The 17,345-nt window shown below is 70.3% G+C and carries 11 protein-coding genes; 9 read left to right on the forward strand and 2 right to left on the reverse strand.

The annotated features are described in order from the left end of the window. The first annotated feature begins 77 nt into the window (after positions 1-77). The 4 genes from I596_RS10900 (at position 78) to I596_RS10915 (ending at position 9,127) form a co-directional block, all read left to right on the forward strand. Positions 78-2,552, forward strand: a complete 2,475-nt coding sequence (locus I596_RS10900) for a winged helix-turn-helix domain-containing protein (protein ID WP_067647647.1) — start codon at positions 78-80, stop codon at positions 2,550-2,552. Between the two features lie 187 nt (positions 2,553-2,739). Further along, on the forward strand, positions 2,740-5,100 hold the full coding sequence (locus I596_RS10905; protein ID WP_083965517.1) for an FG-GAP repeat protein: 2,361 nt from the start codon (positions 2,740-2,742) through the stop codon (positions 5,098-5,100). A gap of 77 nt (positions 5,101-5,177) precedes the next feature. Then, on the forward strand, positions 5,178-8,315 hold the full coding sequence (locus tag I596_RS10910; protein ID WP_067647652.1) for a DUF7933 domain-containing protein: 3,138 nt from the start codon (positions 5,178-5,180) through the stop codon (positions 8,313-8,315). A 422-nt stretch (positions 8,316-8,737) separates the two neighbouring features. After that, the gene (locus I596_RS10915) at positions 8,738-9,127 is read left to right on the forward strand and encodes a hypothetical protein (protein WP_067647655.1); all 390 of its coding nucleotides are present in this window, start codon (positions 8,738-8,740) and stop codon (positions 9,125-9,127) included. A 45-nt stretch (positions 9,128-9,172) separates the two neighbouring features. On the opposite strand, the gene I596_RS10920 is transcribed toward I596_RS10915, so the two are convergent. Together I596_RS10920 and I596_RS10925 are read right to left on the reverse strand one after the other, a co-directional pair. After that, entirely contained in the window at positions 9,173-11,644 is a 2,472-nt protein-coding gene (locus I596_RS10920) for an acyl-CoA dehydrogenase (RefSeq protein WP_067647659.1), read from the reverse strand. A 24-nt stretch (positions 11,645-11,668) separates the two neighbouring features. Beyond that, positions 11,669-12,583, reverse strand: a complete 915-nt coding sequence (locus tag I596_RS10925) for an alpha/beta fold hydrolase (protein ID WP_425478766.1) — start codon at positions 12,581-12,583, stop codon at positions 11,669-11,671. 127 nt (positions 12,584-12,710) lie between these two features. Here I596_RS10925 and I596_RS10930 point away from each other — a divergent pair, with 127 nt between their 5' ends. The 5 genes from I596_RS10930 to I596_RS10950 all read left to right on the forward strand — a co-directional run bounded on the left by I596_RS10930 (position 12,711) and on the right by I596_RS10950 (position 17,317). Continuing rightward, positions 12,711-13,343 (forward strand): TetR/AcrR family transcriptional regulator, encoded by a 633-nt coding sequence (locus I596_RS10930; protein WP_425478767.1) that lies wholly within the window; start codon positions 12,711-12,713, stop codon positions 13,341-13,343. Positions 13,344-13,450: 107 nt separating this feature from the next. Beyond that, on the forward strand, positions 13,451-15,250 hold the full coding sequence (locus I596_RS10935; RefSeq protein WP_257722440.1) for a phosphoenolpyruvate carboxykinase (GTP): 1,800 nt from the start codon (positions 13,451-13,453) through the stop codon (positions 15,248-15,250). A 103-nt stretch (positions 15,251-15,353) separates the two neighbouring features. Further along, entirely contained in the window at positions 15,354-15,938 is a 585-nt protein-coding gene (locus tag I596_RS10940) for an RNA polymerase sigma factor (RefSeq protein WP_425478768.1), read from the forward strand. Continuing rightward, positions 15,931-16,392: a hypothetical protein gene (locus I596_RS10945; protein ID WP_067647667.1), complete on the forward strand. Its 462-nt coding sequence runs from the start codon at positions 15,931-15,933 to the stop codon at positions 16,390-16,392. The genes I596_RS10940 and I596_RS10945 overlap by 8 nt, the downstream gene beginning before the upstream one ends. A 16-nt stretch (positions 16,393-16,408) precedes the next feature. Further along, complete coding sequence (locus I596_RS10950; RefSeq protein ID WP_067647670.1) at positions 16,409-17,317, forward strand: DUF4097 family beta strand repeat-containing protein; 909 nt, start codon at positions 16,409-16,411, stop codon at positions 17,315-17,317. Positions 17,318-17,345 lie beyond the last annotated feature (28 nt).

Here is a 17,345-nt window from a genome sequence, read left to right on the forward strand (position 1 = left end):
GAGACCGACGATCCGGCGAACTGTGGGAAAATCAAACGCATCGGCCGAGAGGCCGCCCATAGCGCGAAAACGGGAGCATGGCACAGGCGTTCAGGCACTATCGTTTCGGCCGGTTCATGCTGAATCCGCAAGCCCGCCAACTGTTCGAGGACGGGCATCTGGTGACCTTGGCTCCCAAGGTTCTCGATGTCCTGCTGTGGTTGTTCGAACATCGCGAACGCGCGGTCGGCCGTGACGAGCTCGGCGCGGCGATCTGGGGCAAGGCGGATTTCACCGACGGGCAGCTCGACCAGCTGATCTGGGGATTGCGACGCGCACTCGGCGACAGCGAGCGTGCCGTGATCCGCACGGTGCCGCGTTTCGGCTATCACTGGGTCGCCGATGTCGAGCCGGTGAAGCCGCCCGGCGACGCGGACACGGCCCTGGCCGCGTCCGAAGCCGCGGACGTCGACGAGGAGTCTCCCGCCGCTCCTGCGGCGGAGGCGGCCAAGATCCCGGCGGCCGCGAGCGCGACGCGCCGACTCCCGCGATTCGCGCTCGGCGTTCTCGCGCTGCTGGCGGTGGCCGCAGGTGCGTGGGCGCTGCATTCATGGCATCGCGCGACGCCGCTGGACGCGGCGACGGCCAAACCGTCCGCAGCGCCCGCGACGGCAGCCTTGGTGGCGGTGCTCCCGGTCGCGATGGATGTCGAGTCGGACAGCCAGTGGGCGTGGCTGCGCCTGGGCCTGATGGACCTGCTCGCCGCGCGCCTGATCGAAGGCGGTGTCCACGTGGTACCGGCGCAGAACATCGTGGCCCTGATGGGGGGACAGGGCGAAGCCCTTCCGAGTGCGGAAAAGATTCGCGAGGTCACCGGGGCGACGATCGTCATCGCACCGTCGATCCATCGCGGCAGCGACGGCTGGCTGTTGCGGCTGGAGCTCGGCGGCCTGGAAGGAGCCCGCGAGATCGAGGTCCGCCAGGCCGAGCCGACCGCTACGGCGCGCCAGGCAGCCGATCGCGTGCTGGTGATGATGAACCGTGCGCCGGTCGCCGGGCGACTCGGCGACGAGCGCGCCGGCGAGGAAGAAGCCGCGCTGCTCATCGATGCAGCCGTCGCCAGCGAGCGCTTCGACGTCGCGCAGCGGCTCCTGGACGAGGTTCCGCCGGCCCTGCGCGGTGCGCCGCGGGTACGCTTCATGGGCGTCCACGTGCTGCTCGCGCAGGGCAGGACGGCGGAGGCGCTGGCCGAACTGGAAGCGCTGACCGGGCCCGATTCGGACACGATGGAGGACGTCGAGCTGCGTTCGTCGACCCTGCAGGCCTTGGGCGCGGTGCTCGTCCGCAGCGGACGTCCCGTGGAGGCGCTGAAGCCCCTCGACGGTGCCGTCGAGGCCGCCCGCAACGGGCATTCCGCGGGCAACTACGGCTCCGCGCTGCAAAACCGGGCGGCGATGAACGTCCTGCTCGGGCGCTGGCCCGAGGCGGATGCCGACTTCGCCCAGGCGCGCATCACGATGGAGATGATCGGCGACAGCCTCGGCCTGGCGGAGCTGGATGCGAACGAAGCCGGCGCCCTCATCAAACGGCAGCGCTATGCCGAAGCCACGACGCTGCAGGCCCGGGCGATCGAGCGCCTCGAGCGTTTTCCGGTCGGGGAGGCTCTGCGAGTGGCCTATGGCAACCAGATCGCCATGGAACTGGACCTGCTCGACACGCAGTCCGCACGCGCAACGGCGTCCAAGGCCCTGAAAAGCATGGAAGAAGCCACGGACCAGCGGGCCATGTCCTGGCTCGCCGTGCAGGTCAGCCGGGCGGATGCCGCGGCCGGACGCCTGGGTGAGGCGGAACGACGGCTTCTCGCCGTCAGGGCAGCACTCGACCCGGCGGCACCGGCGGATCGCTATTCGAATGCGCAGCTGGTGCTCGGACAACTGGCGCTCGGGCGCGGAGACGCCGCCGAAGCGGCACGCCTGGCTGCCTCGGCCGAGGAACTGCGCCCGATGCCGGCTCCGACCGCCGCGCATTTCGCGAAAGTGCGGTCCGCGGCAGCGCTTCTTCGCGTCCGCGCGCTGCTGGCGCTGCGGAAGTCCGCGGAGGCGAAGGCAGCGTCGCGGGCGTTCTCCCAGTGGGCGGACGGGTCCACCCAACCCGACGTCATCACCCATCTCCGGTTGGCGGAGGCGCTGGTGAGCGCTCAGGAAGACGCCCCCGAGGTCGCCGGCCGGCACTTCGACGCGGCCCTGGACGCCGCTGCGACGGCGGCGCCGGCGAGTCTCGCCGACGTCGCGGTCGCCTACGGCACGCAGTTGCTCGACGCGCATGAGCTCGGACCGGCGACGCGCGTCATCGGGCGCGTCGCCCGCTGGGCGGAACAGGACTTCGACTGCGCCTTGCTGCAGACCAGGCTCTACCACGCGCTGGGCCAGCCGGAACCGTGGCGGCGCGCGCTGGCCGCCGCCAAACGACTGGCCGGCGAGCGCGGCATCCCGCCGGCGCTGGCAGTCGCGCCGGCTCCGATCCCGGCGCGCGGGATCGACACGTCGATTTCCGGCCGCGCTTCTCCGCGCTGACCGGCCGCGCCACCGTCGCCCGGATCCGGGCTCCTGGCGGGGCTCATGAGCCTCCCATAAGGCAGGCCTAAGCCTCCCGATAGGCAGGGCGAATGCGCATGTCGCCCGCTCCCACCATGTTCGTCCCCTGCATCCACCGGACGTCGTGGCTGGCGTCCTCTTTTTCAGTGTTTCGGGGAATCCTGCAATGAAGCGATTCGTCATACCCCTGCTGGCGGCTTGGGCCGGGCTGGGTCTCCACCCAGCCCGCGCGGCCATCCCGGCCGTCGACGCAACCGAGGGCGGTGTTCCCGCATCGGCCACCTCCGCCGTCGCTGACTCACCCCTGGCCTGGACGGCCCAGCGCATGCCGACGCCCGGCGACGGAAGCGAGCTGCGCAACGGCATCGCGATGACGGACGCGGTGGCCATGGTCGGCGACCTCCGCAGGGTCCACGTCTACCGCAAGGAGGACGGCCGCTGGGTCGAGCGCCAGGTCCTCGATCCCAGCCTCGCCGTCCCACCGGAGGCCTTCTTCTCCTTCGGAGCCGCCATCGCCATTCGCGGTTCGCAAGCCGTGATCGGCCACGCCCGCGGAAACAACGGCATTGATTTCGCCCCGCCGGATCCGGCCGAGGCGGCCGGGACCGAATCGCAGCCCGCGGCCTACGTCTTCGAGGAGCGCGCCGGCTCCTGGATCGAAACGGCCCGCCTGACGCCGGACGACGGCGCTCCCGGCTCGTGGGGGCAACGCGGCAACTCGTTCGCGACCAGCCTGGCGATCGACGGGACGACCGTCGCGGTCGGCGCGTATTCGCACACCCCCGACACCGATCGCGCCAACCAGGGCGCCGTCTACCTGTTCAGCGACGACGGCAACGGCTGGCGGCAGACGCAGAAGCTCGTCCCCGACGACGGTCGCGCCGGCGACCAGTTCGGCAATGCCATCGCGTTGCAGGGAGATACCTTGCTTATCGGTGCACGCGGCGCGACGCGCAACCGCGATTTCCCCTGGCATGGCCTGGTCTACGTGTTCGAGCGCCAGAACGGGGTCTGGACGCAGCGCCAGAAGCTGTATCCGTCGCCGCTGTCGGCGGCGATCCGGTTCGGCCAGTCGCTGGGGCTGGACGGCGACACCGCGATCGTCGGCGCGCCGCGCGGATTGAGTGGCTACCTGGAATACGGCGACGCACGCGGTGGCGTCTTCATGCTGCAGCGCAGCCATGGCCTCTGGTCGGTGGCGCAGGCGCTGCCGTCGCTGAACGACAAGGACTACGCGGACTCGCTCGGCGAGAGTGTCGCCATCGCCGGCGATCTCGCGATCGCCGGCGCCTACCAGACCTTCTACACCGGCGGCCTGACGCAACAGGGCACCGCCTTCGCCTATGAGAGGGACGGCGATCGCTGGGTCCGACGCGGCCGGCTGACCTCGCCGGAAGGCATCGACTACGGCTACTTCGGTGTCTGGTTCGCCCTGTCCGGACGATCGGCGATCATCGGATCCTTCCCTCCCGGCAGCGTCTTCGCCTTCGAGGCACACAAGCCCGCGACCGCGCACGTGCAGCCCGGCTCGATCTACGCGACCGTGCCACCAGGCACCAGCGCGCGGCGATCGCTGCGGATCGACAATCCCGGTGACCAGACGCTGCAGTTCGAACTGAACGCAGCGGCAGGTGCGCACGCGGTGTCGATGCAGCCGCGCGCCCGTTCGGGTTCCGGTCATTCCACGCCATCGGGCGCGACGACGGGCGACGCGCTCGACTTCGCGCTCGACGATGGCGGATACGAAGCCAAGCAGTCGTTCAACTTCCAGTACACCGAGCAAGCCGCCATCTGGCTCAATCGCTTCGCGGCGCCGTCCGGCACCGGTGCCTTCACCGTCGACAGCATCTCGATACTGGTCCCTGCCGAGAACGGCGGATCGCTGGTCGGCCGCCCGATCACCCTGGTCGCTTACTACGACGCGGACGCCGATGGCGACCCGGGCAACGCCGTGCGGCTCGGCACCGACCACCCGGCAACGATCACCGCCGAGGGGCAGTTCATCACGTTCCCGACCGATTTCCGCGTGCCCGGCGACGGCGCCGTCTACGTCGGCTTCGAGTCGACCTACGCGCGCGGCGGCATCGCGGAACGGTTCCCGATCGCGCTGGATACGACGGCGCCCGTGCTCGAACACTCCTGGCTCGCCTCGATGGAAGACGGCGCGCCCAATCTCGAGGACCTCTCCGCCAATCGCGTGCAGATGTACCTCGAGGACTACTCGCGGGAAGTGCGTGCCGGCAACGCGATGATCCGCGCGACCGGCAAGGATCCGGCGAACGACTGCATCGATCCCGCCGGCGCGCCGTGGTTCACGCTGACCCCGGCGGCCGGCTCGGTCCCCGCGGGCGGCTCGGCGACGATCGCGCTGGAACTCGATGGCACCGGACTGGCCGAGGGAACGCACATCGCGCAGCTGTGCGTGGCCAGCAACGATTCCGCGCGCGCGATGCAGCGCGTGCCGGTCGTGCTGTCGGTCCTGCCCGACGGCGCGATCTTCCGCGACGGTTTCGAGGGCACGCCATGAACACACCGCGCCACGACCTCTCCATGCACTCACGCACGCCGGAACGGCGTGCGGTCATCGCCTGCGGAACATCGCCCATGAAGATCCTTTCCTTGTCCCTTGCCGGCCTGCTCGTCGCCGGCACCGCGGGTGCTGCATCACTGCAGCGCGCTCCGGCCGCCGGACGTGTCCCCTCCCCGGCGGTCGTGCTGGGCGCTCGCGCCCTCGCGCAGATGGACGACAACACACCGACCGAGCAGGGCGGCCTGTCGTGCACCGACGCACAGACCAACTACACGTCCAGCCAGAGCTATTGGCGGCGCTTCTACCTGGCCGAGCACGGCGCTCCGTCGTCCGTGCGCATCGAGAGCGTGACGATCGGCGCCGAGACCGGATCCGCACCGGTCACGATCCGGCTGCATGCACTCGCGCGCACGACGCCGGTCGACACGATTCCAGTCGACCTGCTGCGCCCGATCGGGTCCTCCGCGGAAGTCCTGGTGCACGGGCAACTGGACACCACCACGATTCCCGTGGCCGGCCTGCTTGCGGACGCCGCAACCGACGACCTGGTGGTCGAGTACCACGTCGGCGAGGCATTCGGCTCCCTGTTCTACGGCGGCGGCAACCCGACCGCCGAGACCCATCCGTCCTTCATCAGTGCGCCCGACTGCGGAGTGCTCGAGCCGACGCCCGTCGGCGGCGCCGGCTTCCCCAACGCGCACATGATCGTGGTCGCCAACACGGCTGCGCCGGGGGTCGGCCTGCTGCCGTCGTTCACGCCCGCGACGATTGCTTCGGGAGGGATTTCGCGGTTCGAGATCACACTGGCCAATCCGCTGCCGTCGGCGGCGGCATTGACCTCGACCTTCACCGTAACGCTGCCGGCCGGCCTGTCCGTGGCCGCCGTGCCGAATGCCGTCACCACCTGTGGCGGCAGCCTGACGGCGCCGGCCGCGGGCAGCGGTGTGAGCCTCTCCGGCGCCACGATCGCGGCACAGGGCTCGTGCACGCTCGGCGTCGACGTGACCTCGGTCGGCGGCACGTTCGATGTCGCGATTCCCGCCGGGGCGCTGCTCACCAGCCAGGGCAGCAACACGCAAGCGTCCTCCGCCCGGCTCGTCGTGGTGCCCGCCGGCGGGAACGGGCTGATCCGGTCGGGATCGATCAACCGCACGCTGGCGATCAACGCCGCCGGCACATCCTATGACATGGTCGGCAACGCCTTGAACTACACCGGCCTGCTCGGGCCCAGATGGGACCTGAAGGTCGGCATGCTGATGAACTTCGGCCTGCCCGCCGTCACCGTCTTCGGCTTCGCTTCCATACCCGACGTCGAATTCGCCCTCAACGGCAATGGCGAGATCGCCCTGCTCGGCGACGGTGCGGTCGTCGGGCCGGCCACCGGGTTCGGCAACAGCCCCGGCCTGGGCGTCGACGTGGGCTGGTACGCCGGTGCCGATGCCGCGATCGGCGTCCGCTTCCGCTGCGCCGGGCGCCTGGCGTTTCCGGTTGCCGGCGGCGACTACTGTTTCGGCTACGTCCGCCTGGCGACCACCGCGCCGAGCGGTATTCCGGTCCGGCTGGTCGAATCGGCGTTCGACGGCGACGGCAATCCCGTGACGGTGCAGCTGCCGCCGCCGATCAACCCGCCGGCGGCCAGCGTCACGCCGGTGTCGCTCTCGCTCAGCGTAGCCGCCAACGCGGTGTCGCACCAGGAGCTGTCTCTTGCCAATGCCGTCGGCAGCGCACCGCTGCGCTATTCGCCGAGCGGCCGCGGCATCGCGTTGGCCGCACAGCCGGGCATCGAGGATCTGGTGCGCCAAGGCGGCACCGCGCAAGCAATGGCGTCGCTGCCCGTGCCACCGGTTGCCTCGCCCCTGCGCCAGGCGCAGGTGCACGGTTTCGATGCCACACCGTGGAACGCGGCCGGAGGCTTCCTCTACGCGCTCGACGACGGCGCCTATGAGCAGATCGTCGGCATGGGCAGCCCTATCGCGGGTATCTGGCTGAACCGCTATTCGGTCCTGGAGGCGCAGACGATCAACTCGATCTCCGTGATGTGGCCGAAGCAGGCGATCGGCAACCCCGACGCCTTGCTCGGCCTGCCCGTAAACCTCGTGGCCTACTACGATGCCGACGGCGACGGCGATCCGAAGAATGCGGTGCGCCTGGGTGGCGACCGCATCGTGGCGATCGACGCGATCGACCGCTTCCAGACCTATGCGACGCAGTTCGAGGTTCCGGGACCGGGCGACATCTACGTCGGCTTCGTCGAGCACTGGCCGATGGACGGTTCAACGGAGGTCCTGTACGGGGCCGCCTTCGACTCGACCACGTACGGTGGCGCCTCCTACGCGTCCCTGAACTTCGGTGGGCCACCCGACATCGACGATCTGGGCGCGAATCCGTTCACCGCCGTGACCGGCGCGCTGGGTGCTGCCGGCAACTTCACGTTCCGCGCGACCGGCAGCGGCGTCTCCTGCGGCGGCGCCGAAGTGTCCTGGCTGCGCGTCGACGGCAATGCCGATGTCGTGGCCGGCGGGTCGTCCAAGCGGCTGCGCGTCGAGGTCGATCCGGCCGCGGGTCAACTCGACCCCGGCAGCCACCAGGCCGAGCTGTGCATCGTCACCAACGACCCGGCGCAGCGCACGCTGTCGGTGCCGATCACGGTGCAGGTGACCGCGCCGCTGGTGCACCACGCCTGCGCCAGCAACGGCGACGGCGTGTTCTGTTCCGGTTTCGATGACGGCGAAAGCGATGCCGTCGTCGACAGCGGCCTGCTCAGCGTCAACCTGCCGCCCACCGCGTACGGCCTGTCGTTCAATTTCCTGCGCGGCGAGTGGAGTGACCTTCCGTTCCCCGGCGACGACTTCGCGTCCTACTTCGGGGGACCGTTCGCGCCCTACGCCCTTTTCTACTGGGGCAGCGACACGAGCCCCGGTCGCGGCGGCGGTGTCGCCGATACGACATTCGGCCCGTACCGGGTATTGCGGAGCGGCGACACGATCGGCCCGGATTCGGTCTTCAGCGAGGTCTCCAGCGGCCGCTACGCGGAGACCCGGCGTTTCCTCGAAGGCGTGAACGGCTATCTCGGCTTCCGCTTCTACAACGAGGAAACGCGCCAGATCAACTACGGCTACGTCCACCTGCAGACGACCTGGCCGACCGGCTATCCGGCCAAGGTGATCGGCTACGCCTACGACCGCACCGGCGCGCCCATCACGATTCCCTGACGAGGGCACTTGCTCCTTTTCCACAGGCGTCGCCGGCAACGGCGGCGCCTTTTTTTCATCCCGGCGGAGGTGGGCTCGCGGATCGGCACCGTCGACGCGTGCGGCGCGAGGGTTCGTCGTCATGGCCTCGACCGAGGGTCAGGTTCATACCGGGTCATTGAGCGGTAGCCAGACCGCCGCAAGCGCCCCCCGGATCTCGCGGGAACCTCGGAACAGGAAACCCGCAGAGCGGCTCGAGCCGACCGTCACCGCCGTTCGCCTCCCAGGTCCGGAGGCATTCCGGGCGACTTCCCGCCGATCGGGCCCCCGTCGCATCCGGCATTCTTCGGAACGCATCCGAACCGCGCCGCTCGACGGGACCGCCCCTCGTCCGGCTGGCACCAGAAATGCATTTGTGTACGACGGACGCGACGGTAGCGAGCATGCACACGACCAACGACAAGGCCACGATCGCCCATTGGAACAAACTGGTCGGGGAGATCCGGTCGCGCGGGAATGGCGTGATCGAGCTGAAAACGTCGAACGGCCCGGTCGTCGGACGCCTCAAGACCGACCGGCTGCCGCACCTGCTGCCGCTCGACGGCAGCTTCTGCCGGGCGCCGGTCATCCACGTGATCGTGTCGACGAAAGAGACGCAAATTGTCAGCTTCTCGACAATCCTCGGCATTGCGCCGCCGCGCCGCCCCGATCCGATCGGCCCGCGTCGCACGCGGAGCCGCAGGCCCGAGTCGCCGGCCGTGCCGGAAATCCCGGCCGTGGCCGACGAGGACGAGGAAGGCCATCCGATCCAGGCGCGCGACCGCGCCGCCTGAGGGCGGCGCGAAGACGCCTGCCGCCGCCGTACGGCGGCGTCCGGTTCAGGCTACCGAGCGCAGCTGCCGGGATTCGTCCGTGCGGGCGCCGGCGGCGAGGTCGGCCGGGTCGAAATCGTCGACCGAGATGAACTCGAAGCTGGCCGTGCGCACGCGCTCGAGCAAGGCCCGCTCGGCGCCGGTCAGGATGCCGCGCGCCTCCGCATCGGCGACCTGGGCCGCGAAGTCGTAGCCGGCCAGTTCGCCGGACTTGAGCGCCTTGAGGAACTTGCGCTCGACCGGCTCGGCGGCGATGACCTCCGGCAGCAGCGCGTTCATGCGGCCGATCGTGTTGTTGGCGGTCGGCGTCAGGTACGTCCATTCCAGCAGTCGCGTGCGCGCCTCGTTCGGCGCGGTCAGCAGCGCGGCGACGCGACGGCCGAGGCGATCCGACGGCGGCACCTCGCGGCGCCCCAGCGGGAACACCAGCGCCCGCAGCAGCCAGGCGACCGGACGCACCGGGAAGTTGCGCAGCACGCCGTCGAGCGCCATCTGCATGCGCCAGACGCACTCGTGGAACGCCCAGGCGAGGAACGGCCGGTCGGCGACCGGGCGGCCCTGGTCCTCGTAGCGCTTGAGCAGGCTGGAGGCGATGTAGAGGTACGACAGCACGTCGCCGAGGCGGCCGGAGAGCTTTTCCTTGAACTTGAGCTTGCCGCCCAGCACCAGCATCGAGGTATCGGCCACCAGCGCGAGCGCGGCGGAGTACCGGTTGAGCTTGCGGTAGAAGCGCCGCGTATAGGCGTCGCCCGGCACCGCGCCGATGTGCGCGTGGGTCAGGCCCAGGACGAAGCTGCGCGCGGCATTGGAGAAGCCGAAGCCGATGTGCTGGAACAGCACCTCGTCGAAGGCGCGCAGGCGCTCGCCGTAGTCGGGCAGCGCCGCCGCCTGCATCTCCTTGAGCACGTACGGGTGACAGCGGATCGCACCCTGGCCGAAGATCATCAGGCAGCGCGTCATGATGTTGGCGCCTTCGACCGTGATCGCGATCGGCACGCTCTGGTAGCCGCGTCCCAGGTAGTTCTTCGGGCCGAGGATCACGCCCTTGCCGCCGTGGATGTCCATCGCGTCGGCGGAGATCGCGCGCGCCCATTCGGTGGCGTGATACTTGGCGATCGCCGAGGGCACCGCCGGCTTCTCGCCGCGATCCACGGCGGCGGCGGTGGCGCGCGACAGCGCGGTCATCGCATAGGCATGGCCGCCGATCCGCGCCAGCGCTTCCTCCACGCCTTCGAAGCGGCCGATCGCCAGGCCGAACTGCTTGCGGATGCGCGCATAGGCGCCGGTGGCCGCCACGGCGGCACGCCCCGCGCCGCTGGAATTGGACGGCAGCGAGATCGCACGGCCGACCGACAGGCACTCCACCAGCATGCGCCAGCCCTGCCCCGCCATCTCCGGCCCGCCGATCAGCTGGGCCAGCGGCACGAACAGGTCCTTGCCGCGGACCGGACCGTTCTGGAACGGGATGTTCAGCGGGAAGTGGCGGCGGCCGATCTCCAGGCCGCGCGTGTCGCGCGGAATCAGCGCCAGCGTGATGCCGAGGTCCTTCTCGTCACCGAGCAGGCCGTCCGGATCGTGCATGCGGAACGCCAGGCCGACGAGCGTCGCCACCGGCGCCAGCGTGATGTAGCGCTTGTCGAAGGTCAGCCGCACGCCGAGCACGTTGGCACCGTTCCACTCGCCCTTGCAGACCACGCCGTAGTCCGGCAGCGAGGTGGCGTCCGAGCCGGCGTACGGGCCGGTCAGCGCGAAGCACGGGATCTCGCGGCCGTCGGCCAGGCGCGGCAGGTAGTAGTCCTTCTGCTGGGTGGTGCCGTAGTGCAGCAGCAGCTCGCCCGGTCCCAGCGAATTGGGCACCGCGACGGTCGACGCCAGCGTCGCCGACATGCTCGAGAGCTTCTGCAACACCGCCGAATGCGCCAGCGCCGAGAAGCCCAGGCCGCCGTAGGTCTTCGGGATGATCATGCCGAAGAACTTGTGCTTCTTGACGAATTCCCAGATCTCCGGCGGCAGGTCGGCCAGCTCGTGGGTGATCTGCCAGTCGTCGACCATCGCGCAGAGCTGCTCGACCGGGCCGTCCATGAAGGCCTGCTCCTCGACCGTCAGCTCCGGCCGCGGCTGGCCCAGCAGCTGCGACCAGTCCGGCTTGCCGGTGAACAGCTCGCCCTCGAAGCCGACCGTGCCGGCCTCCAGCGCGGTCTGCTCGGTGTCCGACAGCTGCGGCAGCACCTTGCCGAAGATCGCCAGCAGCGGCGCACTCAACTTCCTGCGGCGAAAGTCCGGCAGGTTCAACGGCACCGCGATGGCGGCGAAGACGATCAGCGTCAGCGCGGTCGCCAGCCCGTGCGCGCCGGCCAGCCAGCCGGCCGCGAGGATCGCCACGGCGACGGCGACGGTCCAGACCCGCAGCGAGACGCGCAGGTAGGCGGCGACGATCGAAACGAAGATCGCGGCGATCAGGGGAAGCAGATGGATCATGACGGCACTCCTCGGCGCAAGGCCTCAAGCCGGGCTCGGGACGGCGCGACCCGCCGGCGCCGGGCCGGACCTCGGCGCGGGCGGCAGCGTTCGCAGGAACTCTTCCACATGGTGCGTGAAGCTGTCGTTGCGGTCGCCGACCACCATGTGCGTGGCGTCGGCCACCGCGACGTGGCGCGCATGCGGCACCAGCGCCAGAAATTCATCGATCGTTTCCGGCGAGACGACATCGCTCGCGCCGCCGCTCAACAACAAGGTCGGCACCCGGATCGATCGCGCCGCCGCGAACAGGCGCGGCTGATGGCGCTCGCCCTCGCTGGCGACCGGACCGAGCATGCGCGGATCCCAGTGCCAGCGCAAACGGCCGTCGGCATGCGGCACCAGCAGACTGCGCAGACGACCGGACGACTTGCGCTCGCTGCGGTGCGGCAGGAACGCCGCGATCGCCGCGGCCGCCTCGTCCAGGTCGGCGAAGCCCTGCGGATGGGCCTGCATGAAGGCCAGGATGCGGGCGACGCCCTGCGGCTCCCAGCGCGGCGTGCAGTCGACCAGCACCAGGGCGGCGAACAGCGGTGCCTGCTCGCCTTCGACCAGCAGTCCCAGCAGGCCGCCCATCGACGCACCGACCAGCACCGGCGGCCGTGCGAAGGTCCGTGCCACCCCGGCCAGGTCGTCGGCGAACTGCTGCAGGTGGTAGTCGCCATCGGCGAGATGGCCGCTTTCGCCGTGGCCGCGTGCATCGAAGCTCACGCACTGCCAGCCGGCAGCGGCCAGGCGTGCGGCGGTCGTCCGCCAGGCGTGGCGCGTCTGGCCGAAGCCATGGGCGAACAGCACCGGCGGTGCGTCCGCATCACCGAACCGCTCCCCGGCGAGCACGAGCCCTCCGTGACCGGCGAACAGGCAGCGGGTAGCGACGGGAGCGGAGGCAGGCGAATCCATACGCATTAGTATGGTTCACCTGGGCTGAACTTTTCAATACGTGCCGGTATGGTGCAATGCGGCAATTCAATCAACCGCTTGCGCCCCGTCGCCGCAACCGCGCCCCTATGCCTGGCGGCGCCCGCTGGTGCACACTCCGCGGATGTCATCGCCTACCGAAAAAATCCTCCCCGAGCGCGCCGCTGGCGACAAGGGCGAGAACCGCAGCCGCCTCTCGGCGGCCGACTGGGAACGCGCCGCGCTCGACGCGATCGCCGAATACGGGCTCGCCGGTATCGCCGTGGAGCCGCTGGCACGCCGTCTCGGCGTCACCAAGGGCAGCTTCTACTGGCACTTCCCGACCCGCGAAGCGCTGCTGAAGGCGGCGCTGGAGCGCTGGGAGCGCCAGGACGAAGAGGACATCTTCGACCCGCTCGAACCGATCGTCGATCCGCGCGCGCGGCTGCGCGAGCTGTTCCACCGCGTCGCCAACGACATGCCCTCGCACGTGATCTTCGCGGCGCTGCTCAAGGCGCTCGATCACCCGCTGGTGCAGCCGGTCATCGAGCGCGTATCTCAGCGCCGGCTCGACTTCCTGACCGTCGCCTACCGCCAGGCCGGCCTCGACAAGGTCTCGGCGGCGCAGCGGGCGCGCCTGGCGTACACGGCCTACGCCGGCTTCCTGCAGCTGGCCTGGGCCGGCCTGCCGCGGCTGACGCACGAGGAGTTCGAGCAGTACATGGAGCACGTCATGGCGACGCTGCTGCCGGCCGCAAATTGAGCCATTCCGTCACGCCATTGATTGCTTCGCTGCAACATCGTATTTCCTTGCAATGACCCTATCGCGCCGCTAACGTCGGTCGCATCCGCTCATTGTCCGTGCGCCGCGTGCGCGCCGAGGAAATCATGTCCAGTACGCTGGAAACCCTGAACCGATGGGTCGACGATGTCGCCCGCCTGACCCGTCCTGACGCGATCCACTGGTGCGACGGCTCTGACGCCGAAAGCCAGATGCTGACCGAGCTGATGCTCGCGCGCGGCGACCTGCTGGCGCTGAACCAGGAGACCCACCCGGGCTGCCACCTGCACCGTTCGCACCCGTCCGACGTCGCCCGCGTCGAGCACCTGACCCTGGTCTGCACGCGCAACCGCGAGGATGCCGGTCCGAACAACCACTGGCTGGCGCCGGAGGAGGCCCACGCCAAGATCGACGCGCTGTTCGACGGCTGCATGCAGGGCCGTACGCTCTACGTGGTGCCGTACTGCATGGGACCGATCGATTCGCCGCTGTCGCGCTGCGGCGTGGAGATCACCGACTCGCCCTACGTAGTCGCCAACATGCGCGTGATGACGCGCATGGGCGCCGCCGCCCTCGCCCGCATCGAGCGCGAGGGACACTTCGTCAAGGGCCTGCACTCGACCGGCGACCTCGACCCGGACCGCCGCTACATCATGCATTTCCCCGAGGAGCTCTCGATCAAGTCGATCGGCTCGGGCTACGGCGGCAACGCGCTGCTCGGCAAGAAGTGCCATGCCCTGCGCATCGCCTCCTGGCAGGCCCGCGACGAGGGCTGGCTGGCCGAGCACATGCTGATCGTCGGCATCGAGAACCCGCAGGGCCAGACGCACTACGTCGCCGCCGCCTTCCCTTCGGCCTGCGGCAAGACCAATCTGGCGATGCTGATCCCGCCGGAAGGCTACCGCCGCGACGGCTGGAAGGTCTGGACGGTCGGCGACGACATCTGCTGGATGAAGCCCGGCCCCGACGGCCGGCTGTGGGCGATCAACCCGGAAGCGGGTTTCTTCGGCGTCGCGCCCGGCACCAGCCAGGCGACCAACCCCAACGCGCTGGCGACGGTCCAGCGCGACACGATCTTCACCAACGTCGCGATCACCGCCGACGGCCAGCCCTGGTGGGAAGGCCTGCCCGGCGCGCCGACGGTGGACTGGCAGGGGCGCCCCTACGATCCGGCGAACGGTCCGGCCGCGCATCCCAATTCGCGCTTCACGGTCAGCGCGCGCCAGGCGCCGAGCTGGTCGCCCGAGGCCGAAGCGGCACAGGGCGTGCCGATCTCGGCGATCATCTTCGGCGGCCGCCGGCCGTCGCTGGTACCGCTGGTGTTCGAGGCGCACGACTGGACGCACGGCGTGCTGGTCGGCGCGGCGATGGGTTCGGAGACCACGGCGGCGGCAACCGGAGCGGTCGGCGTGCTGCGCCGCGACTCGATGGCGATGAAGCCGTTCTGCGGCTACAACTACGGCGACTATTTCGCGCATTGGCTGAGCTTCGACCGGCCCGGCGCGCAGTTGCCGAAGATCTTCCACGTCAACTGGTTCCGCAAGGGCGCCGACGGCCGTTTCCTGTGGCCCGGCTACGGCGACAACCTGCGCGTGCTGGAATGGATACTCGGCCGCTGCGAGGGCCGTGCCGAGGCGCGCGACACGCCGATCGGCTTCGTTCCGCGCCCCGGCGACCTCAATCTGGCCGGCCTGGACCTGCCGCGCGCGGCGATCGCCGAGCTGCTCGACGTCGACGCCGCCGGCTGGCTGCCCGAGATGGAAGCGATCGGCGAGTACCTGGCCACGTTCGGCGACCGCACGCCGGACCGCCTCGAGACCGAGCAGCGCCGCATCCTGGCCGCGCTGGCCGCCGCGGCGCCGGCACCGGCGCGCGCTGCCGCCGGCTGAAACCTCCGCCACGCAGCCGTCCCTGCACGGGACGGCTGCATCCGGCGCGCGCTGGCGGGCCGCTCTAAACCCTTCGTGGCGCCTCGGCATCCCATGCGCCATCATGAGCACCGCCTGCCTCGCCATGCCCCTGCCGTCGATGGACGCTCCACGGACCGAGCCCGAGGATGCCGATCTGGTGCGCCGTTCCACCGCCGGCGACGTGCGGGCGTTCGAAATGCTGTACCGGCGGCATGCCGCGCGCGTGCACGGCGCGGTCTGGCGGCTGTCGGGCATGAACGCCGCGCGCGCCGAGGAGCTGACCCAGGAGGCCTTCGTGCGGGCCTGGCAGAAGCTCGACAGCTTCCGTTTCGAAAGCGCGTTCACCACCTGGCTGCATCGCCTGGCCGTCAATGTCGCGCTGATGGAGCTGCGCAGCCGCGACCCGGAAGAAGCCCACGAGGCGGACGTGCTCGAAGCCGCCGCCGAGCCGGTGCGGCCGTTCTGCGCGGGCGAGCGCGGCGACCTGGAACAGGCCGTCGCGCGCCTGCCGCCGCGTGCACGCGCGGTGCTGATCCTGCACGATATCGAGGGCTGGAAGCACGAGGAGATCGGCCGCGAGCTCGGCATGGCGGTCGGCTCCTCGAAGGCACAACTGCACCGTGCGCGCGGACTGCTGCGACGCATGCTGGGAGACGACCATGACTGATTTCGAGATCCAGCGCCGGCTGCGCGACCTGCGGCTTCCGGTGGAGCCCTCGCACGACCTGTGGCCCGGGATCGCCACGCGCATCCTCGCCGCCGAGGCGGTCGCGCCGGTGCCGGCCGTGCGCCGGCGGCGCCTGCCGCTGGCGCTGGCGGCCGGCGTGGCCGTCGCGGCGGTGGCCGGTGTGCTGTCGGTCGCGCTGCAGCGGCAGCCGGACCCGCAGCCGCTGGTCCACGGCGAGGCGACCGGCCTGCCCGGCATCCGCGGCGTCGAGCTCGACCGGATACCGGGCAACGACCCGCGCCTGGCCGGTGCGACCCTGGTCATCGACAGCGCCCAGCAGCAGCTCGAGCAGGCCCTCGAACAGCAGCCGGAGGCCGTGTTCCTCGTCGGCCTGCTCAATCGCACCCATGCCCAGCGCATGAAACTCGAGCGCATCGGCGCTCAGGCCGGATAACGCAGGACACCTTCCGATGAAAACCCCCGTTCTGTCCCTGCTGGTCCCCACCGCGCTGGTCCTGCTCGCGGCGGCGGCCCATGCCGCGCAGCCGATCGACCAGACCCGCGCGGTCGACGCCGATGCGCGCATCGAGATATCCAACATCAAGGGCAGCGTCACGGTCGTGGGCTGGGACCGCGACGAGGTCGCGATCTCCGGCAGCCTCGGCGACGGCAGCAAGGGCCTGACCGTCGAGGGCAGCGGCTCGCGGCTGACGGTCCGTGTCGAGCCGCCGGAGAAGTCCGGCTGGTTCAGCTGGGGCGCCGATTCCCGGATGGGCGAGACGACGCTGCGGTTGTCGGTGCCGCGCCGCGCCGAACTGGATATCGACGTCGTCAGCGCGAACGTCGATGTCGACGGTGTCGGCGGCCGGCGGCTGGCGGTCGAGAGCGTCAGCGGCAAGCTGCGCCTGACCACCTCGGCCACCGACTGCGAGCTGAGCACCGTCAGCGGCAGCATCGAGATCAACGGGTGCAGCCGGAGCCTGGACGTCGAGTCGGTCTCCGGCAACGTGCGCGGCCGCGGCGCCGGCGGCGACCTCGGGTTCGAGACCGTTTCCGGCAACGTCGACGTCGAAGCCGGCCGCTACCGCAAGCTCACCGCCGGCACCGTTTCCGGCGGCATCACGATCCGGGGCGGCATCGAGCCCGATGCGCGGGTCGAGATCGAGAGCATGAGCGGCGAGGTCTCGCTGCAGGTCGGCGCCGATGTCTCGGCCGACCTGCACGCGGAAACCTTCAGCGGCAACATCCGCAGCGATTTCGGCACCGTGGTCAGCGAAGAACGCGGGCCGGGCCGCCACCTGCAGACCCGGATCGGCGGCGGTGCGGCGCGCATCCGCATCGAGACCTTCAGCGGCAGCATCCGCATCGTCAGCCGCTGACCGGCCCCGGCCGGCCGTGCGCCTGCCG

This window comes from Dokdonella koreensis DS-123 (assembly GCF_001632775.1).
GTDB lineage: Bacteria > Pseudomonadota > Gammaproteobacteria > Xanthomonadales > Rhodanobacteraceae > Dokdonella > Dokdonella koreensis.